This is a genomic window from Elusimicrobiota bacterium (assembly GCA_041660925.1).
GTDB lineage: Bacteria > Elusimicrobiota > Elusimicrobia > UBA1565 > UBA1565 > JBAZUV01.
In genome coordinates this window covers 244,792-265,813 of record JBAZVI010000006.1, presented here as the reverse complement: position 1 = coordinate 265,813, position 21,022 = coordinate 244,792, and the positions used below count along the sequence as shown (strand labels likewise).

Sequence of the window (21,022 nt, the reverse complement as noted above, 5' to 3'; positions counted from 1 at the left end):
CGATGAAGAGCGCCGCCGTCCTCTTCTTCGCCTTCCTCTGGGCTTCTCCCGCGTCCGCGGAGCGCTATAAGGTCTCCGACGAGGGCGGCTTCGGCTCGACCGGCCGCTTCGTCGAGCTTTCCAGCCGCTTCGGCTGGGAATCCTATGAGGTCCGCTTCGAGTTCTCGCTCGAGCCCGGCGAGCGGGTCCTCGGGAACAACTCCAAGCTCGAGATCGCCATCAAGCGCCGCGACGGCTCGCGCTGGCGCCACCGCTGCCGGGTCGACGAGGAAGGCTCGATGAAGGTCAACATCAACCCCCGGGTCGGAGGGGGGACCTCGGTGCTCGTGGAGTGCGCCATCCTCCCCAAGCTCTTCGCGAAGGCGGTCGGCGTCCCGGTCGACCTCGTCGGCGAGCCCACGCTCGTCTTCCACGCCATCGTGGAAGGGAAGGAGGCCCGCGCCGGAGTCCAGAAGGGCTTCTACTTCCTCCCGTCGGGCCAGTCCGACGCCGGCCCCATGGGTCCCTACCTCAGCCCCGAGCCCGACCCCGCCAACCTCGGCTGCCTCTTCAGCGCCCTCTAGGAGTCCGTCCGAGTAATAGCGTGTTCTCCGGTCGCGCGCTGTTGGAGCGAGACAAGGAGCGAGGAGCGCGCAGGCCTGAAGGCCTGTAAGCGACGAGCGACGCAGGCGCAGCCCAATAGCGCGCGACCCGCTCCTCCGACGAGGATACGAGGAGGAGCGGGAGGCCCCATCCCGGCCGTGCGCTGCGTTGCTCCTCGCTCACATAGCGGGGCTATGCTCGCTCCTCACGCCTTGCGCACGACACAGGCTGGGGCCTCCGGGGAATACGCTATTACTCGGACGGACTCCTAGGACGGCTCCCCCCAGACCCTCGCCCGCGGCTTGTCCGGCTTCGTCCCGTAGGCTTGCTATCGCCCTCGCAGACCTCTACACTCTGCCGATGTCGCATCTCATGGACCGGCTTTTCTCGCTCCTCCTGGAGCACAAGTCCATCCTGTTCATCCTGGCGGGGCTCGGGTTCATCCTGCCCCGGGTCCTGAGCAAGCGCTCGCCCGAGGCGGAGCCTTCCCATCGGGCGTACGCGCCCGCGCTGCGCATCTCACGCTGGGCCGGGTTCCTCGCCGCCTCCGCGCAGCTCATCGCCGCGCTGCGTTTCGACGGCGACACGAGCCGGCCGGGGAACGCCATGATGTTCTTCGGGATGCTCTTCAGCGTCCCCATCGTCGGCCTCCTGGCCTGCGGCCTCCTCCGCCTCCTCTCCTACTTCGCCCTGCGCCTCTACTTCCAGCTCTCCTCCTGACCCTCCCTCCACCCCTCTCCCATTGTGCTAATATCGGCCTGACGTAAAATCCCCTTATTAAGTGTGGCGGCATCGGCCGCCACACCGCTCCGGGGAGGTTACAGCGCGGCAAGACCGACAAAGCACGCTTGCCGACGCGCCAAAGGAGGGGGCAGATTTAGCGGGGGAGGGCAGAGCCCTTCCCCTTGGAGAGCTGCCGAGCGGAGGGAACGTCGGAAGGACCCCTTCCTCTCCGCAGCGAGGGAACCGCGCTCCCCCTGGCCGATTACCGATCGGCCGGGCGAGCGCGGCAGCGACAAATGAGGACGCGCCGGCACTGAAGATTTATTAGGATTCCGCTTCGGGTGGGGGTTCAGCTCTCCTGGCCCTCGACCGAGCGGAACCTCGGTCGAGCTGGCCGAGAGCGCCGACGAAACGGGGGAGGGCAGAGCCCTTCCCCTTGGAGAGCTGCCGAGCGGAGGCCACGTCGGAAGGACTTTTCCTCTCCGCAGCGAGGGAACCGCGCTCCCCCTGGCCGATTACCGATCGGCCGGGCGAGCGCGGCAGCGACAGACGGGGCGTAGCTCAATTGGCAGAGCGCCTGCTTTGGGAGCAGGAGGTTCCCGGTTCAAGTCCGGGCGCCCCGAAGTCTTTCCGGGAATCCCGCGACGGGGATTCCCGGAGGGTTTGCGTGGAGACATGACGGACAACGGAAGAATCCTTATTGGGAACTCGATGCCGGGAATAGCTCGCCTACGCGTGGCGCTTCCGGGCCGAACTTCGAGAAGCCCGGAAGCGCCATGTTAGTCAAACTGAGAGTGCATCCGGGCTCGAAGAAGAACGAGATCCTCCGCAAAGCGGAGGATCACTACGAGCTCTGGGTGCGCGCCCCGGCGGAGGACGGGCGGGCGAACGCCGCCTGCCTCGCCCTGCTCGGCCGCGCGCTCGGAGTCGCGCCCGGCCGCCTGCGCCTCATCAAGGGGGGACGCTCCCCCAGCAAGATCGTGGAGGTCCCGTGAGCACGCGAATCGACGAGGACGCCGGCCGGCCCGGGCTGCCCGGCGGCATCACCAGCGTCCAGGAGATCGCCTTCTCCGTCTGCATGGGCGTCGTGGCCGTCCTCAGCAAGGGCAACCCCATGCTCGACTTCCCCGAGGTGCTCTGGGCTTTCGCCGCCCTGCTCGGCTTCAACCTCGGCTATCAGATCCTGCTGCGCCGCCGCGGGGAGTTCTGGCTCGTCCCCATGGTCTCCATCGCCGCGAACGCGGTGCTCATCTCCCTGGTCCTCGACACCTCCGGACGCTGGGAGTCCTACTTCTGGCCGATGTACCTGCTGCCGATCTTCACCGCCTGCTTCTACCTCGAGCTCCGCCACGTGGTCTTCGCCGTCTTCGCCGCCGTCGCCTTCATGGCGGTCTTCTACCTCGACCTCGCGGAGACCGGCCCCTACTGGGAGTACCTCGAGCTCGTCGTCAAGGGGGCGGTGCTCGCCCTCTCGGCCGCCGTGACCTTCCGCATGGCGAGCAAGGAGCGCCGCGTGCACGGCGCGCTCGACGCGGCGCGCGGGGACCTCGACCGCCTGGCCCGGCGCCTGACGCGCGCGGAGCTCCCCGGGGTCCAGAGCGCTCGCCGTCGCGGGATCCTGCTCGAAGAGCTCCTTTACGACCTGCAGAGCCAGCTCATGTCGGTGCTCGGCAGCGCCGAGGTGCTCCTCGAGGCGGCGCCCCCCGACGCCCCGAGCCGCCGCGACCTCGACCGCATCCGCGGCTCGGCGCGCTCGATGCGCCGCCTCGTCGCCGACGTCATCGGGCTGCTGCGCGGAGAAGGCAAGCCCAGCGACCTGCGCCTGCCCGAGGCGGGGGCGCAGTCCCTCGCGCTCGTCGAGTTCCGCCTGCGCCAGAAGTCCGTCGCCCTGTCCCAGGACGCGCAGGGAGAGCTCCCCGCCCTCCACGTCGACCCGGTGCAGCTCAAGCACGCGCTGCTCGACCTCTTCGCCTGGGCGGCCGACCGCGTCGAGCCCGAGGGGGTCCTGCGCGTGAGCTACCGCCCCTGCGAGGGCGGACAGAGCATGAGCGCGGCCTTCACGCACGGGGGGGGGAGCGTGCTGGGGGACATCGCGGAGTACCGGGAGTCCTTCTCCCTGCTCGGCGGCTCGCTCGAGCTGCGTACGGACGCCGGCGAGGCCGTCCTCGAGCTCAGCTTCGGCCCGAAGAAGACTTCGTGAAGCTGTAGCCGGCGCCGACCGTGTTGACGATGCGGGCGGCGAAGGCCCGGCCGAGCTTGCGCTTCAGGCTCGAGACGTGGACCTCGACGGTGTGCGTGTCGTTGTAGTCCTCCAGCTCGTAGCCCCAGACGGTCTCCAGCAGGTACTTCGGGGAGAGGACCTTCCCTTCCCGCCTCAGCAGCAGCGTCAGCAGGTCGAACTCCTTGCGCGTCAGCGGGACCGTGCGCCCGCTCACCCGGGCCGTCCGCTCGGAGACGTTGAGCGTGAGCCCGTTGCGGTGCAGGACGTCCTCGAGCTCCTGCGGGGCCTGCATCCGGCGCAGGACGGCCGAGACCCGGGCGATGAGGTTGCGCGGGGTCAGCGGCTTGGCGAGGTAGTCGTCGGCGCCCTCGTAGAGGGCCGTGACGGTGTCCTCCTCGCTGGTGCGCGAGCCGGAGACCAGGATGATGGGGATGTGACGGGTGCGGGGATCGAAGCGGAGCCGGCGGCAGATGTCCACGCCGTCCGCGTCGCCGAGCATGACGTCCATGACGACCAGATCGGGAAGGGAGTCCATGACCTTGTCGAGCGCCTCCCCGCCGGAGTAGCAGGTCACGACCGCGAAGCGGGCCTTGCGCAGCCAGATCGCGACGCAATCGGCGACGTCCCTCTCGTCGTCGACGACCAGCACTTTGTAGCGCAGGGATTCGGTCATGGGAACGTCCCGCGGACGCTTGCTCATTCTAGCCCATTTGAGGGGGATTTGAGCCCGCCCGGCTACACTGTCGGCTGGGGAGGAAAGCGCCATGGAATTGATCGACGTGCTGTCCGCCGCGGTGCGCATGGGGGCCAGCGACCTGCACCTGAGCGCCGGCTGCCCGCCGATGGCGCGCGCGCGCGGCGAGGTCGTCCCGGTGCCGGGCCTCCCCGTCATCGCCGCCGAGGAGTGCCGGAAGATGGTGCTCTCCCTGCTCTATGACGAGCAGCGGGCGCGCTTCGAGGAGAAGCTGGAGCTCGACTGCTCCATCCAGGTCCCGGGGCTCGCGCGCTTCCGCATGAACGTGCTCCAGCAGAAGGGGATGGTCGAGGCCGTCTTCCGCGTCATCCCCGCCGCCATCCCGACCCCCGAGTACCTGGGGCTCGGGCCGACCGCCATGGGGCTCGCCGACCTCCCCCGCGGCCTCGTGCTCGTCACGGGGCCGACCGGCTGCGGGAAGTCGACGACGCTCGCCTGCATGCTCGAGTACATCAACCAGCGCTATCGCAAGCACATCATCACGCTCGAGGACCCCATCGAGTACGTCTACGCCAACCGGCGGAGCATCGTCCGCCAGCGCGAGGTGGGCACCGACACCCACTCTTTCTCGGAGGCCCTGCGCCACGCCCTGCGCCAGGACCCCGACGTCATCATGGTCGGCGAGATGCGCGACCTCGAGACCATCTCGATGGCGCTGACGGCGGCGGAGACCGGGCACCTCTGCTTCGCCACGCTCCACACCTCCGACTCCGCGCAGACCGTCGACCGCATCGTCGACGTCTTCCCGGCGCACCAGCAGCAGCAGGTCCGCATCCAGCTCGCCGATACGCTCAAAGGGGTGCTCTCCCAGGTCCTGCTGGGCCGCAGCGACGGCCGGGGCATGATCGCGGCGCGCGAGCTTCTCCTGGTGACGCCGGCGGTCTCGAACCTCATCCGGGAGGGGAAGAGCCACCTCATCCCGAATACCATCGAGACCTGCGGCCGCCTCGGCATGTTCACTCTCGACAAGTCTCTCCAGGAGATGGTCGCGCGCGGGATCGTCCCGCTCTCGGAGGCGCTGTCCAAAGCGCACGACCCTCAGCGGCTCTCGGGCCGCCCGAGCGCGGCGCCGGCGCCGGTCGGAGCGGGGGTGCGCGCATGAAAGGCCCCGGCGGGATGGACAAGCTCATGGGCGAGCTCGACGCCCTCATGGGGGCGTCGCCCGAGGCCGCGCCGGCGGGCGCCGATCCTTTCGCGGCCATCGAGCGCGAGGCCGCCGCAGCGCCGCCCGCGCCGCTCGCGCCGCCCGCGCCCGCCGCGGGCGCCGCCCTGGCGCGCGCCGCCCGCGTCCTCGTCCTCGATGACAAGAAGGATTACCGGGAGGTCGTGGAGTTCCTCCTCTCCGGCAGCGGTTATGACGTGACGACGGCCGAGGACGGCCTGCGCGGGCTCGAGGCGGCCCGCCGGGAGCGGCCCGACCTCATCCTCCTCGATTTCAACATGCCCGGGCTCAACGGCTATGAGGTGCTCCAGGAGCTGCGCAAAGACGACGAGCTGCGCTCCGCGGCCGTCATCATGTTCACCGGCGCTCCCCACCGCCGCCACCTCAAGGAGATGGGGATGGACGTCGAGGATTTCCTCGAGAAGCCGGTCTCCAACGCCCGCCTGCTCGAGGCCGTGGCGCGGGCGCTCGCGCGCAAGCATCCGGAGGGTTTCGCGGCGCCGTCTCTCCCTGCGGCGGGCCCTAGCGCCGCAGGTCCGTCGCGGGAGGCGCCCCCGGCGGCGCCCCCGAGCGCGTCCGGGGCGATGCGAGCGGAGAAAGGCCCGCGCTTCGACGACCAGCGCGCCGCTCCCCAGGAGCTCCCGCCGCTGCCTTTCCCCTCCGCCGAAGCCGACGAGGCGTCCGTCCCGCAGGAGCCTCCGGCCTCCGCCGAGGCGTCTCCCGCGCCGGTCGAGGAGACCCCGGCCCCGGCGCTCGAGCCGCCGGAGCGCCCGGCCGTTCCGGCTCAGCGCAACGGGCGCTCCCCCATGATCGTCATCCCCGCGGTGACGACTCCCGGCGCGGCGTCTCCCTTCGGCGGCCACCCGCACGAGGGGCACGGGGTCCGCGCGCGTGCGGCCGACGACGCGGAGGCCATGCCGCAGCTCGAGGACCTCGAGCGCGAGGACCTCGCGGAATCGGGGGAGCTGCTCGTCGACATCGAGAAGGCCGAGAAGAAGACCGAGGACCTCCGCGCGCTCGAGGAGATCGACGAGAACTCGCCGCTGGTCAAGCGTCTCAACCGCATCCTCGTGCGGGCCGTCGAGATGGGCGCCAGCGACATCCACATCGAGCCGCAGGAGAACGACCTCGTCGTCCGCGTGCGCCTCAACGGCTCGCTCGAGCGCCTGACGGTCCTGCCCGGCTCCCTCGGCGCCCGGGTCAGCGCCCGGGTCAAGATCATGTCCGAACTCTCGATCACGGAACGCCGCCTGCCCCAGGACGGGCAGTTCCGGGCGACCATCAACGGGAAGAAGACCGAGTTCCGCGTCAGCACCCTGCCCAGCGCCTATGGGGAGAAGATCGTCATGCGCGTGCTCGGCGGCACGAAGATCAAGAAGAGCCTGGAGGAGCTGGGGCTCTCGGCCGAGAACTCCCAGCTCATCGAGCGCGCCCTCCTCACGCCGCACGGCCTCATCCTGGTCACCGGGCCGACGGGCAGCGGGAAGACGACGACGCTCTACACGATGATCGGGATGGTCAACCAGAGCGACGTCAACGTGATGACGGCCGAGGACCCCATCGAGTACCGCCTCCCCGGGATCACCCAGGTGCACGTCCAGGCCGGCGTCGGCCTGACCTTCGAGTCCGTCCTTCGCGCCTTCCTGCGCCAGGACCCCGACATCATGCTCGTCGGCGAGATCCGCGACCTGGAGACCGCCGAGATCGCCGTGAAGGCCTCGATCACCGGGCATCTCGTGCTCTCGACGCTGCACACCAACAGCGCCCCGGCGACCATCACCCGCCTGACGCACATGGGCCTGCCGCCCTACCTCGTCGCGGCGAGCGTCAAGCTCGTCATCGCCCAGCGGCTCGTGAAGACGCTCTGCCCCGACTGCCGCCAGGAGGCGACGCTCGCGCCGGAGGAGGCCCGGGTGCTCAGCGAGGCGGAGCGCGCGCGGCTCGGGAAGGTCTTCGTCGGGGCCGGCTGCGCGCGCTGCCATCAGACCGGCTACGTCGGGCGCCGTCCCGTCTTCGAGGTCATGGCCGTGCGCAGCCCGGAGATGCGGCAGGTCATCCTGACGGAAGGGAGCTACGACCGGATCACGGCCCAGGCCGTGAAGGAAGGGATGGTCTCCCTGCGCGAGGCGACCCTCGCGCTCGTCGCGGAGGGGGAGACGTCTCTGGCGGAAGCGTTGAAGATCATTCTCGCGGAGTGAGGCCGTAGGAGGACCGATGGATGCCAAGGGAGCCGCAGGACGATGGGAGGAGTCGGAGGAAGGCGCGCTCGCCCCGCACGCCGCGGCGCGCGACGCGATGACGGTCGTCCGCGAGTTCCTCCACGCGCTGGGCCAGGCGGTGAAGTCCGTGGCCCTTTACAGCAGCATCCACCCGGTCCCCGTCGCGGCGATGCGGGACTGCCGCAAGGCCCTCGCCGAGCTCTTCGCGCGCATGCAGTGGCGCCAGGCGGCCTTCACGCTCGTCGAAGGGCGCTGGGTCGTCAACGGGATGGTCGTCGGGGACGCGCACCTCAGCGACTCCCTGGCGGCGGTGTTCGGAGGACGCCCCTTCGACGTGGTCTCCTTCCTGGCCGGGATGCAGCCCTACGAGCTCGAGGCCTTCTGCGAGCTCGCGGCCCTGCCGGCGACCCGGCTCGCGAGCACCGACCCGGCGGAGTACCTGCGCCGCAAGGACGTCGTGCACGTGCACCTCGAGGGCATCCGCTTCGCCGCCGACCCGACCTACTCCCAGGACGCTCCGGCTCCCGCGCCCGCGCCGGGGCCGCGCGTCGCCGCGCCGTCCCCGCGCCCGGAGCCCCGGCGCTTTTCGCCCGGTCTGCGCCGCGAGCCGGAGCGTCCGGCGTCCCCGGCGGCCGTTCGAAGGGGTTCCGTCCCGTCCCCGAGCGCGGCCCAGGGTCCGGCTCCCGCGAAGGCCGCGCTCCCGCCGGCGGCCGCTCCGGGGAAGGAGTCCCTCCGCCTGGCCCCCGCGCCCAGCCCGGTGAAGCCTCCTGCGGCTCCCGCCCCCGCTCCGGCGGCCCTCCGACGGAGCTCCGTGCCGGCCCCGAGCCCCTCGACAGGGCTCGAGCCCTCCGTGCCCCGGGCGGAGTCGAAGGGCGGCGCGGAGGCGTCGTCGAAAGCGACGGTGACGAGCACCAACTTCGGGACCATCCTCAAATCGCTCGTCGAGGACGCGGTGACCGATCCCGAGGAGCGGGTGCGCATCTACACCGAGGCCGTCGCGGCCATCAAGGGGGCGCTCGAGCATCGCGTCGCCGAGCGCACGCGCCACCTCCAGCAGGAAGCCCAGCGCGTGCTCGACGAGCGCATCCGCACCGAGGGGGTGCTCGCCACTCTCGCCGAAGGCAAGGTCGTCGTCGACCGCGAGGGGCGCGTGCTCATGATGGACCCCGCGGCCGAGCGCATCACGGGCCGAAAGCTCGTCGACATCGCCGGCAAGCCGATCCTCGAGAGCGTGGACACCGTCGACGGGATGGTCTCCCTCGCCCGCTCCATCGGCGCAGCGGCCTCCTCGGAGGAGGCGGGAAAGCTCGACGTCGTCGGGGTCGACGAGGTCACCTCCGCGTTCCGCAGCTCCATGGCCCTGCTGCAGAACGACGAAGGCCGGGTCATCGGCACCTACGGGGTGCTCCCGGCGGCGGCGAAGTACCGGGAGGCCGCGAAGCTGCAGGAGGACTTCATCTCCCAGGTGACGCACGAGCTGAAGGCGCCGCTCGCGTCCATGCGCTCGGCCCTCGAGCTCGTCGAGCAGCTGGCCGCCTCGCGGCTGGGACCGCAGGAGAAGCGCTTCCTCGCGATCAGCCGCGACAACAGCATCCGGCTCGGGAAGATGATCGACGAGATGCTCGATTTCTCGAAGATCCAGGCGGGGAAGTTCGTCCTGCATCCGGAGCCCATGTCGGTGGCCGCGGCGGTCCGCGAGGCCGCCGATGGACTGCGCCCGTGGGCCCTCTCGCGCAAGCTCGCCCTCGAGGTCACGACCGACGGCCTCGACGACGACGCCGTCGCCGCGCTGGGGGACCGCGCGCGCGTCGTGCAGATCCTGACGAACCTCATCTCCAACGCCATCAAGTCGACCCCGGAGGGGGGGAGCATCCGGGTCTCGGCCGACGCCGGTGGGGCGGCCCATCCCGGGCAGGTCGTCCTCAGCGTCAAGGACACCGGCTGCGGCATCGCCCCGGAGGACCAGGAGCGGATCTTCCACAAGTTCGTCCAGGTGACGGCCAAGGGACAGCGCCGCGAGGGGGTCGGGCTCGGTCTCTCGATCGTGCGCGAGCTCGTCGCGCGCCAGCAGGGGATCCTCTGGCTGGAGAGCGAGCCCGGCCGCGGCACGACCTTCTCCTTCACCCTCCCGCTCGCCTCGGAGGCGCCCGCGGCGCACCCGCTCTACGCCGAGCTCAACGCCCGGGAACCGTACCCGCAGGAGCGGGAGGGGGCCTGAGATGAAGACTCCGATCGTCCGGGCCGCGGCGGCGGGAGCGCGCTGCGCGCCCTGCCGTGAGGGCGGGCCTTCGCTGAGCTTCGAGCGCTCCTGCGCTCTGCTGACGAAGCTCGACGGCTGGTCGCTCAACGAGAAGGGACGCCTCGAGAAGTCCTGGCGCTTCCCGGATTTCCGCGCGGCCCTCGCCTTCGTCGTCCGCGTCGGGGCTCTCGCGGAGGAGGAGGGGCACCATCCCGACGTCCGCCTCTCCTGGGGGAAGGTCGCTCTCGAGCTCTGGACGCACAAGGCCGGGGGCCTCACCGAGAACGACTTCCTTCTCGCCTCCAAAGTCGACCGGCTCTGAGAGTATCCCCGCGGCTCCGACGGCGCTATAATACCCGCGATGGCGTCCCGAGACGAGATTCGCATCAAGGACCTGGCCCTGCGCTGCATCGTCGGCCTCTATCCGGAGGAGCGGCGCGAGAAGCAGGACGTCGTGATCCAGGTCCGCATGGAGACCGACCTCTCCGAAGCCTCCCGCCGCGACGACCTCGCCCACAGCGTGGACTACAAGGCGGTCAAGAAGCGCATCCTCGCCGTCGTGGAGTCCTCCTCCTACAAGCTCATCGAGGCGCTCGCCGGCCGCGTCGCGGAGCTCTGCCTCGAGGAGCCGCGCGTGCGCGCCGTCGAGGTCGAGGTGGAGAAGCCCGGCGCCCTGCGCTTCGCGCGCACGGTGAGCGTCGTCGTCCGTCGGGAGCGCGCCGGATGAGCGGGACCGAGGCCTTCATCGGGATCGGCTCCAACGTCGGGCCGGAGGAGAACATCCCCCGCGCCGTCGCGGCCCTCGCCGTGGAACTCCGTCTGACCGGCCTCTCGACCTTCTACCGCACCGCGCCGGTCGGCCCCGCGGGACAGCCGGCCTTCGTCAACGGCGTCGCCCGCGTGCGCACGGAGCTCTCCCCGCGCGACCTGAAGTCCAGGGTCCTGCGGGGCATCGAGACGCGGCTCGGCCGCGTGCGCGACGAGGACCGCTATCGGCCGCGTCCCATCGACCTGGACCTGCTCCTCTGCGGCGACGAGGTCGTGCGCGAGGAGGGCCTCTCCCTCCCCGACCCGGACCTGCGCGAGCGGCCGTACCTCGCCGCGGCGCTCCTCGAACTCTCCCCGGACCTGCGCCTTCCCGACGACGGGAAAGCCCTCGCGCGCCTCATCGGGGAGCGCGAGCGCGAGGTCCTCGAACCTTTGCCGGAGTTCTCGAAGCGGCTCAAAGACCGCTTCGGGGTATGAGACGGAAATCCCCAGCGGGGCTTTCCGTCTCCGTTAAGCTCGATTAAGCAAACGCGGGAAACGCCGAAGGCGTTCCCCGCGACCGGAGGAGACATGAAGCCCGAAGGGAAGGCCCCCGAGCCGCAGATGGACGCGAAGGAACTCTATCGCGAGGAGGTCTTCACCGACCGGAAGACCGGCGTGCTGCGCCGGCTCGCTCCGATCAAGCCGGACGGCTCTCCGGACGCCGGCCGCAAGGTCCTCTTCGTCGGCGAGGCGCAGCTCCTCACCAACGCGGGCGCCCTGCCGCTCAGCTTCGAGATCGACGCCGCGAACCTCGAGGAGGCGGCGGCCAAGTACGGCCCCGCCGTCCAGGCGGCCTTCAACGAGGCGATGGAGGAACTTCGCGAGATGCGGCGCCGGGCGAGCTCCTCGCTCGTGCTCCCGCAGGGCGGCTCCGGCGGCATGGGCCCCGGCGGCCTCGGCCCGGGCGGCCTCGGCGGCCTCCCCGGCGGCGGCGGAAGCCGACTGAAGCTGCGTTAAGTCCTTGACTCCCTCCCTTTCGGGAGTGCGAGCTATCAGATTCCTTACTGCGCTCGCTCCTGGCGCCGAAGGCGGCAGCGAGGGCAGGGAGGGGGAGAATCCCAATCACTTGCTCTAGGCACGCGGTACACTTTCCTACGCCCGGCGCCGAATCGAGCGGTGCCAGACACGCCAGGGGTGCCGGGTGTCAGGCACCGAGAGGACGGCGCCGGGTATGAGTTTCTCGGGCCTGATAGCCGTCGGAGCGGGAGCCGCCCTCGGCGCCTGGCTGCGCTGGGCGCTGGGCCTCGCGTTGAACCCGCTGCTGCCGACCCTCCCGCTGGGCACCCTTGCGGCGAACCTCGTCGGAGGGCTCCTGATGGGCGTCGCGATGGGCCTGGTGGTCCGCTTCGACGCGCTGGGCCCGACGAGCCGCCTCCTTCTGATGACCGGGTTCCTGGGCGGTCTGACGACGTTCTCGACCTTCTCGGCGGAGACGGCGACGCTGCTGTTGCGCCGGCAGTACGGGTGGACCTCGCTGCTCGTCGGGGCGCACCTGTTCGGCTCGGTCGCGATGACGTTCGCGGGGATGGCCGCCGTCGGCTGGCTGTCCCGGAGGGGCACATGAAGGCGTCCTATCTGCGCTTCTACATGCACGAGTCCCGCAAGCACGGGAGCGCCGTGCTCTACGAATGGCTGCTTCAGAAGGGGAAGGGGCTGGGCCTGCAGGGCGGCTCGGCGTTCCGCGCCATCGCCGGCTTCGGCCGCCACGGGGTCCTGCACGAGCAGCACTTCTATGAGCTCGCCGGCGACCTCGCCGTCGAGGTGGAGTTCATCGTCACGGGGGAGCAGGAACGCGAACTGCTCGCGCTCCTGAGGGCTGAGAAGGTCCGGCTCGTCTACGCGAAGGTCCCCGCCGAGTTCGGCGAGACGGCCTAGAACTCGATCGAGACGCCGCCCTGGAAGGTGCGGGGCGTCGTGAGTCCGTCGGCGAACTCCACCCGTTCGGGCTGAAGCAGGTTCTGGCCGGCCGCGAAGAGCTTGATCTTCTCCCTTCCGGGCAGCGCGTAGGCGAGGCGCGCGTCCAGCCGCCAATGGGAGGGGACGGCCCCGGTCACGCTGCGCGAGGTCGAGGACGTGAGGTAGGCGTCCTTGTAGCCGACGTTCAGCGTCCCCGTGAACCCTCCGCCCAGCGCCGCGATCCCTCCGAAGTTCACCTTGTGCGCGGGGGTGTTCCGGGTCACCTCGGTCGTGTTGTTCTTCCAGTCCGAGATGTGCTCGTAGGTGTAGTTGAGATAGACGGACCGGCTCGCGCTGAAGCGATATCTCAGCTCGGTCTCCACGCCGCGCGCGATGGCGCGTTCCTTGTTGTTGAAGCTGAGGACGTACGCGTACGCGGGATCGTTCGTGCTCGTGGCGAAGGTGTCGATGTCGTGGATCTCGGTGTAATAGAGACTGGCGTTCATCTGCAGGCGCTTCTCGTTCGCCGTTCCCCGATAGCCCGCTTCGTAGGAGGCCGCCGTCTGCGGCTTGAGCTCGGGGCTCCTGCCGAAGAGCCCTCCGTCGGCCAGGAGTTGATGGGCGTCGGTCGCGTAGATCACGGGGATGGTGTGCGCGACGGAGTAGGAGGCCCGCAGGGAGTGGTCGGGGACCGGGGTCCAGATGGGCGCGACCTGGTAGTTGGGCTGCGTCCCGCCGCTGCCGATGTTGCAGTGCTCGACGGAAACCCCTCCGGTCAGCGCGAGCTTCTCCGAGAACTGGATCGACTGGTTGAAGTAGCCGTTCGTGAGGTGTTCCTCGGGCGTCGACGAGCCGAAATAGTAGACCGAGTTCGTGCGGACGTGGCGATGGTTGAGCCCATAGGTCGTGGCGAGGCGGTCGTCCCACCAGGAAAGGCGGTGGAGGATCTCGGCGTCGTACTGAAGCGCCTGGATCTCGCCCTCGTGCAGGACGACGGCGGGGGAGATCGTCTGGATGTAGTTGTTCCGGGAGCCCAGAACCTCGACGGTCGAGCGATCCCCGAGCTTCTGGGAGAGCTTGAGCATCTCGAAGTCCTGGGCGTAGTGGCTCTGGCCGCGGGGCTCGGCCTTCAGCCCGCTGTCGGTCCAGGACCCGCCGGTGAAGAACTCGAGGGTCGTCCCCGCGCTCCCGCTCCACAGCGTCCGGATGTTCGCCTTGTGGCCGCGGAGGTGGTCGTTCCCCCGTCCGCGTCCGTCGGCGTAAGGGAAGCCGTCCTGATAGCGGAAGCTGTGGCTCGCGCGGTAGGCCAGAGGGCCGGCGGCGCTCTCGACGGCTTCGGCCGTCTCGACGGAGTGCAGGCTGCCGCCGGAAGAGCGCAGGAAGACCTTCGTGGGGCCGTTCGGCCTGCGGGTGATGATGTTGATCACGCCGAGCGCCGCCCCCGACCCGTAGAGGGCCGCGTTCGGCCCCCGGATGATCTCGATGCGCTCGATGTCCTGCATCTGCACGGGCAGCTCTTCCCAGTAGGCCCCGCCGTCGATCGGCTCGTAAACGCTCCGCCCGTCCAGGAGCACCTGGATGTTGTGGACGTATTCCTGAGGGAAGCCCCGGATGGCGACGATCCCGCGCTGCGCGTCGACGGAGCGGCCGTTGAGGACGTCCATCCCCGCCCGGAAGCGCATCAGGTCCCACAGGGAGGTCGCCCCGGAGGCCTCGATCTCCTCGGAGGTGATGACGTCCGCGGCCATGGGGACCGTCTGGAGGGGCTGCTCCCGACGGGAAGCGGTGACGACCTTCGCCTCTTCAGAGAAGAAGAGCATGTCCTCTTCGAGCGTCGCGGCGCGCGCCGTTCCCGGGGAAAGGAGGCCGAGGACCAGCGTGAAGGCGGTCGGAAGAAGCGTTTTGTTCATGGACCGGCGTCTTTGTCCAACGCAATGAAAGCAATCAACGGTACAAATAGTATAGGGATATGTTCCGGGCCCGTCAATCGTCCGGGAGGGGGCGACGAGGAGGGGCGCACTTCCCGGGTCTTCCGTACGGGCCGCGCATGGACCTAACAGCTCAGGCGGCGTTTGCGCGCGCGCTCTACTCTGAGGCGTGCGTTCGTCGTGTGCGTCCTTCCTCCTCGCGCTCCTGCTCGCGGCCCCGCCGCGCGCGGCGGCCGCAGCGCTCGAACCCTTCCCGTCCCGTGAAGCCGAGCGCGCGGGGGCCGCTTCGCCCGAGCATCGCCGCGAGATGTCCTTCCTGCGCGCCGTGCTGGCGGGACTGCGGGCGACCCCCGCCGGGCGAGGCCTCCTCGACGACCTCTCTTCCGCCAGCGGCCGCCGGGGCCGTCCGTACGGGCTCTTCCTGCGGGAGTGGCCGGAGGGAGAGTCCGTCGTCGAGGACGGGGTCGAGCGCATCTCGGGCGCTCCGAGCGCCGTGGCGAACGCCGCGGGCTACATCGACCTCAACGCGGCCTTCCTCCGCTTCCGCGACCCGGAGGCCGCGCGGCTCCAGGCGGCGGGCACCGTGGCGCACGAGCTGAGCCACCTGCTCCTGGCCGAGCGGGTCCTGCGCGAGACCCCGCGCTATGCCGAGGTGCTCCGCTGGGACCTCTCCAACGAGGTCCTCGCCCGTCTGGTCGGCTACGCGGCCGCCGTCCAGCGCGGAGGCCCGCTCACCCTCGACGTCCTCAACGCCTGGAAGGTCCTCGACGACCCCCGCGCCTGCTGGGAGGAGCTCAAGCTCTGGAGCCCCGGCTACGCGGTCCAACTCGACCTTCCGGAGATGCGGGACCCTCTCGCGGCCTACGACGCCCGCCTGCGCGCGCTCGCGCGCCGGCGCGCGGACCTCTCGGAGTCCCTGGCCGCCGTCCGCAGGGCGCAGCGGCGCATCGCGCATTTCGAGCGCCTCCACGGCCTCGGGCCGAAGCTCGCGGAGCTGCACGCTCAGGTCGAGGGGGAGCTCCGAAGCCTGCCCGACGAACTCGCGGACTGCGCCGAGACGGAGGCCGCCGTGCGCGCTCAGGCCGCCGTCCTGCGATCCTCAGAGGGCGCCGCGCTGCTCGCGGCGCTGCGCGCGGCGCCCGACGACCCCCGCTACGGCGTCCGGCTCGCGGCCCGGCTCCAGAGGGCCCTCGGCGAACTGCGCACGGCGCTCGCCGGGAGGGTCCGTCCGAGGCCGGGCCCGGAGCCCGCGGGGGGGATCGGCTGGGAGGAGCTCAAGACGCTCTCGGAGCGGGACGCGGCCGAGAACCCCGGCCACTCCTCCGAGCTCGAGTAGGAAGTCATTCCCCGAGCGATAGGCTCCCTCATGTCCTCCCCCACCCCTTACCCGCCCCCGAGCCTTCTCGGGGTCTCATCGCGGCCAAGGTTCTCCCTCTCCCCGACCCTCCCCCGAGAGGGGAGGGGGCAGTAAGGAAGAACGAACCCTACTGTAAGACCTCGACGGCCTTCTCCAGGACGGGGTCCTGGGGGCGCGGGCCGTTCTGGGGGCGCTCGAAGAGGTCGAGCAGGATGCTCTTCATGACCTGCACGCGCTGCGCGGAGGAGACCTCGACGACGAGGTCCGGGACGATCCCGCCGGTCCCCGGGAGCTCGTTGCCGTCGGGGTCGTTCTCGGCCGCGATGCTGCGGTCGTCGGGCGTGAACCAGCGGTTCTCGGTGAGCTTGAGCGCGCGGCCGCCGGGTTGGGACAAGGTGACCTGCTCGGTCCCCTTCCCGAAGCTGCGGCTGCCGATGACCGTGAAGCCGGCGCGCTTGTCCTGCAGGGCGCCCGAGAGGATCTCGCTGGCGGAGGCCGACTTCTCGTCGATGAGCACGGCCACGGGGACGCCGGAGAACTCCCCGTCCCCGGAGGTCACGTTCCGGAAGGCCGTCTTCCCCTGGTGCTTGAAGGCGACGATGAGGTCTTTGTCTTTGAGGAACTCGGAGGCGATGGAGGAGACCGCCGCGATGCGGCCGCCGCCGTTGCCGCGCACGTCCAGGATGAGGGCGCGGGCCCCCTGCTCCCGCAGCGCGCGCAGCGCGGCGAGCACGGCCTCGTCGACCGACGGGGAGAACTGCCGGAGGTAGAGGTAGCCGATCCCGGGCGCCGCCATCCGCGAGAAGAGGTTCGGGATCGCGATGCGGCTGCGGGTCACGGGGACGGGCTCTCCGAGCTTCCCGTCGCGCAGAACCTTGACCTTCACGACCGTCCCGGGCTCGCCGCGCACCACCTTGACGATGTCGTCGACCGCGAGGCCCGACACGGAGCTTCCGTCCACCCAGGCGATGACGTCGCCCTCGAGGAGTCCCGCCGCCTCGGCGCCCGAGCCGGGGTAGAGCGTGTCCAGCCGCATCCCCATCGCGTCGGGGGAGACGACGACGCCGATGCCGGTGAAGGTCCCGTTGGACGAATCGGCGGCGGCCTTCGCCTGCGCCGGGTCCATGTAGGCGGAATGCGGCTCCCGGAGGTCCTGGATCGCCTTTTGGAGCATGTGATCGATGACGACGTCCCAGTCGCGGCCTTCGGCGGAGTATTCCTTTTCGGCCACGTCGCCGACGTCCTGGAGGATGGCGTTCCAGCGCGCGGTGCTGACGGGGTCGACGAACTTCGAGTCGATGGTGATGAGGCCCTGCATGAGCCGGACGGCCTGAGCGTGCGTCATCGAGCGCTTGCCGTCGACGGCCTGCATGATGCCGGCGAGCCGCACGAGGAGGGTGTCGGTCTGCATCTCGGTGAGGTTCGGGGGGGGAGCGCTCTGCCCGTCGGGCGGGTTCTCCACGCGGTACTTCACCGGGACGGCCGACCCGACGCCGGGGGCCGCGGCGTCGCGGCCGAGGGCCTTCCCGCGGATCTCCGTGAAAGGGACGTAGGAAAGCTGAGCCGCGGCGCCGCCCGCGAGCAGGAGCATGGAGAGGCACGCCGTCAGGGTCTTCTTCATGTCGATGTCCTCTCGGTCCTAAGGGCGGATCTCGACGACGGTCCCGACCGGCGTCAGCCGGTCGACCTCGTCGATCTCCTCGTTGGTCACCGCGATGCAGCCCTCGGTCCAGTCCCGCAGGACGTGCAGCTCCCCCAGCCCCTCCTTGGAGTCGGAGAGGCCGTGGATGAGGACTCCGCCGCCGGGGTCGACGCCGTCTTCTCGGGCGCGGCGCCGGTCGTCCTCGTTCGGGTAGGAGAGGCGCAGCGAGCGGTGGTAGAAGTCCTGCTTCATCGTCACGCGGTAGAACCCTTCCGGCGTGCGTCCGTCCCCGCGGCGGCGCTTGTGCCCCAGCGGGTTCGGTCCGAGGGCCACGCGGTAGTGCGCCAGGAGCTCCCCGCGCGCGCAGAGGGCCATCTCGCGCAGAGACTTGAGCACGATGATCAGCTCGGTGCGGGCGGGGCCCTTCCGGGCGCTGGGGGTCGTGCTCGCAGCGCAGGCGGAGCGCGCCCAGCGCGCGCGGACTTCCTGCTGCGGCAGCGGCGCGCCGCTCGCGGGGGGGACGTCGAAGCCGCGCGCGGGGGCGGCGAACGCGGCCAGCAGGAGGAGCGGCGCGAGACAGCGGGGCATCGGTACCGACAGGATAGCCCTCCGCCTTTTTCAGAAGCATGGGCAAAGGGGCCGCGCGGTCCCAGCATCCGGCCTATCCGCGGGAGTTTCCAGGAAGACCGGATCCATCAGCGGTTTGTTCCGGCTCCGTACGACCGCCATCGTTGACCGGGATCAAGCGCGCGGCCGGGGGCGCGGTCGTATGGAGCCGGAGGGGAGGACTGTTAGAATCGAGGCATGAAAAGAACAGCGCTATGCGCACTCCTCCTCGCCGCGGGTCCCCTGTGGGCCGGCGAGACTCCGTTCACCGTCACCGACGCCCAGGGCGGCTTCTACTCCGTGAGCAACCGGTCCGACGGCCTCGACGTCTACATGCACGTCAAGCGGCTCGACGCGACCGGGGCCCTGCTGTGGGAGGACTGGCGGCGCTCGGTCGGCTCGGACCTCCAGGCCGCGACCGTCGCCGCCGATCCGTCCGGCCATCTGCTGATCACCTCCCTGCGCGGACGCGGGGGCTCCCGCGTCATGAACCTCATCCGCTACCGGCTCGACGGTTCGGTGGACTGGGAGACGGATTTCACGGACGGCGGCCGCAACGTCCCGACCGCGCTCGCGGCGGACCGGGACGGGAACATCTACGTGGGCGGCCGCGTGCTCAGAGACGGCCGCTCCATCGCTCGGATCTGGAAGTACGACCGCTTCGGCACCCTGCGCTGGAACCGGGAGTACGCGGACGCGAGCAACAGCGCCCTGACCCAGCTCCAGGTGGACATCCACGGGAACCTCATCGCCGGCGTCGAGGTCTACTCGGGCTCCGCCGCGGCCATCGTCCCCAGCATGCGGGTGGCGCTGGTGTATGATTCTGGAGGGTCCAGGGTATCCATCCAGTAGGGACCCTTTTCCTCACTGCCCCCTCCTGCGGGAGGGGGACGGAGGAGGGGGAGCTTTCGTCTTGTCGTCTGTTGAAAGAGGAGCCGGGAATCCCTTTCGGGATTCCCGGCTCCTTTTTCTTTCGCCGCCTTCAGAGAAGCTTATAGAGGACCAGCGCGCTCTCCTTCCCCTTCACGCGGACTCCTTCGCAGCGCTCCGCGCGCAGGCCGGCCCGCAGGTCCTCGGGCAGCGCCGCATGCACGGCGTCGCTCATGAGCAGGTCGCAGCCGAGGGTCTTGGTCTGCGACTCGATGCGCGAAGCGATGTTGACCGTGTCGCCGATGACCGTATATTCGAGGCGCTTCTCCGTGCCGATGTTCCCGGCCACGAGGACCCCGGTGTGGATCCCGACCCCGAAGCGGACGGGATGCGGTACGAAGCCTCCGGCGTTGAACGCCGCGAGGCGTTCGCGCATGGCGAGGGCGGCGCGGACTCCGTCGGCCGCGTGCTCCGCGGAGCCGAACTGGGGAGCGAAGATCGCCATGACGGCGTCGCCGATGAACTTGTTGACGACCCCGCGGTGCGCGGCGACGGGCTCGGTGATGTAGGAGAAGTAGCGGTTCAGGAAGGCGACGAGCTCCTGGGGGGGCATCCGTTCGCTCATCGGCGTGAAATCGCGGATGTCGGAGAAGAGCACGGTCGCGGTGATGCTCTCGCCGCCGAGCTCGATGCGTCCGGAGCGCAGGAGCTGCTTGGCGACCTCCACGGAGACGTAGCGTCCGAAGGTGTCGCGCAGGCGCTCGCGTTCGGCGAGACCCTCCACCATGCCGTTGAAGTGGGACTTGATCCTCCCGAGCTCGTCGCTCGAGAGCACCGAGGTCCGCACCGTGAGGTCCCCGCCGGCGACGGCCTCCATCTTGCGCGCGAGCTCGTCGAGCGGCCGGGTGATGCTCTGATAGAGGACCTCGCAGTAGCCGACGAGCCAGCAGAGCGCCACGATGAGGACGACGAGGGGGAGCGGCCAGACGGCCGCCAGGGAGCTGTGCTGCTCGATGAGCGAGGCCGCGATGAGCAGCATGGGGAGCACGACCAGGTTGAGCACCATGAGCCAGAGCCGCAGGCGGATGCTCAGCGCGGGCCCGTCCTTGCGCGCGTAGAGCTCGTCTCCCGCGTGGAGCCTGGGAGTCACCCGCGTGAAGAGATAGGGCTCGAAGTAGAGCAGGCACAGGTAGGCCAGATAGTAGGCCTCCGCGGCCGCGGGCAGCGCGTAGCGGAAGAGCGGCGCCGGCGACGCGAGGGTCGCGCTCAGGACGATCCCGCCGGCGATGCGCGGCAGGGCCCAGGCCGCGCCCAGGACGGCGAGGAAGTAGGGCAGCCGCTCCGCCCGCGCCCGCGCCGCCGCCTTCGCGTCCGGATGCCGTCCGGAGAGGAAGCGCTGGACGGGCCGCAGCCACCACACGAGGGCCGCCGGGACGAGGAGCCCGGCGTACGCCAGGACGCGTCCGGCGGCCGCGAAGGCCCCGGGAAGCGCGGGAGGCGCGGCCCACGCGGAGGGGAGGAGCGAGCGTACCTGATCCCCGATGAACCCCGCGCAGAGGCCGGAGAGGGCGACGGCGAAGAGCGCGTGCCCGTAGACGAAGGGGGTCTCGCCCGCTCCCGCGCGGCCCGCGTCGTCGGAGAGCCAGCCGCCCAGCAGCACCCCCGCCGCGGAGAAGAGCGGGAGGGTCAGGAGCAGGAGGGCGGCGCCGGCGCCGAACGCGACCCCGAACTCGAGCCGGCCCGCGGCCAGGAGGAGGACGATGAGCAGCGGCGGCAGGAGGAATCCTTTGCGCCCGCAGGCTCGGCCGAGCAAGCTCCCGACGAGGAGCCCGAGGAGAGGGCCGACGAAGAGGGAGGCGGTCACGACCTCGAGGCGGAGACCGGCGATGATCCCGCCGGCCGCGGCGAGCGCGGCGAGCGCGGCCGCGCCGGTGAGTGCGGCTGCGCGAAGCCAGGACGAGGTTCTTCCGGGACGCTTTTGCATGAGGGGAAAGGGGCTGCGGGGGTTCTTCA

At 70.4% G+C, this 21,022-nt stretch carries 20 protein-coding genes and 1 tRNA gene; 16 read left to right on the top strand and 5 right to left on the bottom strand.

Annotation, left to right across the window (positions count from 1 at the left end; translation table 11 throughout):
- Positions 1-2 precede the first annotated feature (2 nt).
- The 5 genes from WC969_10430 to WC969_10410 all read left to right on the top strand — a co-directional run bounded on the left by WC969_10430 (position 3) and on the right by WC969_10410 (position 3,505).
- On the top strand, positions 3-563 hold the full coding sequence (locus WC969_10430; GenBank protein MFA6030260.1) for a hypothetical protein: 561 nt from the start codon (positions 3-5) through the stop codon (positions 561-563).
- 379 nt (positions 564-942) lie between these two features.
- Complete coding sequence (locus WC969_10425) at positions 943-1,302, top strand: hypothetical protein (protein MFA6030259.1); 360 nt, start codon at positions 943-945, stop codon at positions 1,300-1,302.
- Positions 1,303-1,855: 553 nt separating this feature from the next.
- Positions 1,856-1,928 (top strand) — tRNA-Pro (locus tag WC969_10420).
- Positions 1,929-2,081: 153 nt separating this feature from the next.
- On the top strand, positions 2,082-2,300 hold the full coding sequence (locus WC969_10415; GenBank protein ID MFA6030258.1) for a DUF167 domain-containing protein: 219 nt from the start codon (positions 2,082-2,084) through the stop codon (positions 2,298-2,300).
- Positions 2,297-3,505 carry a hypothetical protein gene (locus WC969_10410; protein ID MFA6030257.1) on the top strand — a complete coding sequence of 403 codons (1,209 nt, stop codon included), beginning with the start codon at positions 2,297-2,299 and terminating at the stop codon, positions 3,503-3,505. The genes WC969_10415 and WC969_10410 overlap by 4 nt, the downstream gene beginning before the upstream one ends.
- On the opposite strand, the gene WC969_10405 is transcribed toward WC969_10410, so the two are convergent.
- On the bottom strand, positions 3,477-4,226 hold the full coding sequence (locus WC969_10405; GenBank protein MFA6030256.1) for a response regulator transcription factor: 750 nt from the start codon (positions 4,224-4,226) through the stop codon (positions 3,477-3,479). The genes WC969_10410 and WC969_10405 overlap by 29 nt on opposite strands.
- A gap of 64 nt (positions 4,227-4,290) precedes the next feature.
- Here WC969_10405 and WC969_10400 point away from each other — a divergent pair, with 64 nt between their 5' ends.
- The 9 genes from WC969_10400 to WC969_10360 all read left to right on the top strand — a co-directional run bounded on the left by WC969_10400 (position 4,291) and on the right by WC969_10360 (position 12,585).
- Complete coding sequence (locus WC969_10400) at positions 4,291-5,382, top strand: type IV pilus twitching motility protein PilT (protein ID MFA6030255.1); 1,092 nt, start codon at positions 4,291-4,293, stop codon at positions 5,380-5,382.
- Positions 5,379-7,640, top strand: coding sequence for an ATPase, T2SS/T4P/T4SS family (locus tag WC969_10395; protein MFA6030254.1), 2,262 nt, complete (start codon positions 5,379-5,381; stop codon positions 7,638-7,640). The genes WC969_10400 and WC969_10395 overlap by 4 nt, the downstream gene beginning before the upstream one ends.
- Positions 7,641-7,656: 16 nt before the next feature.
- Positions 7,657-9,879, top strand: coding sequence for an ATP-binding protein (locus tag WC969_10390; GenBank protein MFA6030253.1), 2,223 nt, complete (start codon positions 7,657-7,659; stop codon positions 9,877-9,879).
- 1 nt (position 9,880) lies between these two features.
- A complete protein-coding gene (locus WC969_10385; GenBank protein ID MFA6030252.1) occupies positions 9,881-10,222 on the top strand; it encodes a 4a-hydroxytetrahydrobiopterin dehydratase in 342 nt (113 codons plus the stop codon).
- Positions 10,223-10,261: 39 nt separating this feature from the next.
- Positions 10,262-10,627, top strand: coding sequence for a dihydroneopterin aldolase (folB, locus tag WC969_10380; protein ID MFA6030251.1), 366 nt, complete (start codon positions 10,262-10,264; stop codon positions 10,625-10,627).
- Positions 10,624-11,145, top strand: a complete 522-nt coding sequence (gene folK, locus WC969_10375) for a 2-amino-4-hydroxy-6-hydroxymethyldihydropteridine diphosphokinase (GenBank protein ID MFA6030250.1) — start codon at positions 10,624-10,626, stop codon at positions 11,143-11,145. Before folB ends, folK begins: the two co-directional genes overlap by 4 nt.
- 93 nt (positions 11,146-11,238) lie before the next feature.
- Complete coding sequence (locus WC969_10370) at positions 11,239-11,667, top strand: hypothetical protein (protein MFA6030249.1); 429 nt, start codon at positions 11,239-11,241, stop codon at positions 11,665-11,667.
- Between the two features lie 214 nt (positions 11,668-11,881).
- Positions 11,882-12,274, top strand: coding sequence for a fluoride efflux transporter CrcB (crcB, locus tag WC969_10365; GenBank protein ID MFA6030248.1), 393 nt, complete (start codon positions 11,882-11,884; stop codon positions 12,272-12,274).
- Positions 12,271-12,585, top strand: coding sequence for a DUF190 domain-containing protein (locus tag WC969_10360; GenBank protein ID MFA6030247.1), 315 nt, complete (start codon positions 12,271-12,273; stop codon positions 12,583-12,585). Before crcB ends, WC969_10360 begins: the two co-directional genes overlap by 4 nt.
- On the opposite strand, the gene WC969_10355 is transcribed toward WC969_10360, so the two are convergent.
- On the bottom strand, positions 12,582-14,516 hold the full coding sequence (locus WC969_10355) for a TonB-dependent receptor (protein ID MFA6030246.1): 1,935 nt from the start codon (positions 14,514-14,516) through the stop codon (positions 12,582-12,584). The two genes, WC969_10360 and WC969_10355, sit on opposite strands and share 4 nt — an antisense overlap.
- Before the next feature lie 187 nt (positions 14,517-14,703).
- Here WC969_10355 and WC969_10350 point away from each other — a divergent pair, with 187 nt between their 5' ends.
- Positions 14,704-15,870, top strand: coding sequence for a hypothetical protein (locus WC969_10350; GenBank protein ID MFA6030245.1), 1,167 nt, complete (start codon positions 14,704-14,706; stop codon positions 15,868-15,870).
- A 148-nt stretch (positions 15,871-16,018) separates the two neighbouring features.
- Here WC969_10350 and WC969_10345 read toward each other — a convergent pair whose 3' ends face one another.
- The gene (locus WC969_10345; protein MFA6030244.1) at positions 16,019-17,512 is read right to left on the bottom strand and encodes a S41 family peptidase; all 1,494 of its coding nucleotides are present in this window, start codon (positions 17,510-17,512) and stop codon (positions 16,019-16,021) included.
- Positions 17,513-17,530: 18 nt separating this feature from the next.
- On the bottom strand, positions 17,531-18,121 hold the full coding sequence (locus WC969_10340; protein ID MFA6030243.1) for a L,D-transpeptidase family protein: 591 nt from the start codon (positions 18,119-18,121) through the stop codon (positions 17,531-17,533).
- Between the two features lie 216 nt (positions 18,122-18,337).
- Between WC969_10340 and WC969_10335 the strand changes: the two genes are divergently transcribed.
- A complete protein-coding gene (locus WC969_10335) occupies positions 18,338-18,991 on the top strand; it encodes a hypothetical protein (protein MFA6030242.1) in 654 nt (217 codons plus the stop codon).
- Positions 18,992-19,121: 130 nt separating this feature from the next.
- Here WC969_10335 and WC969_10330 read toward each other — a convergent pair whose 3' ends face one another.
- Entirely contained in the window at positions 19,122-20,993 is a 1,872-nt protein-coding gene (locus WC969_10330; protein MFA6030241.1) for an adenylate/guanylate cyclase domain-containing protein, read from the bottom strand.
- Positions 20,994-21,022: the final 29 nt, after the last annotated feature.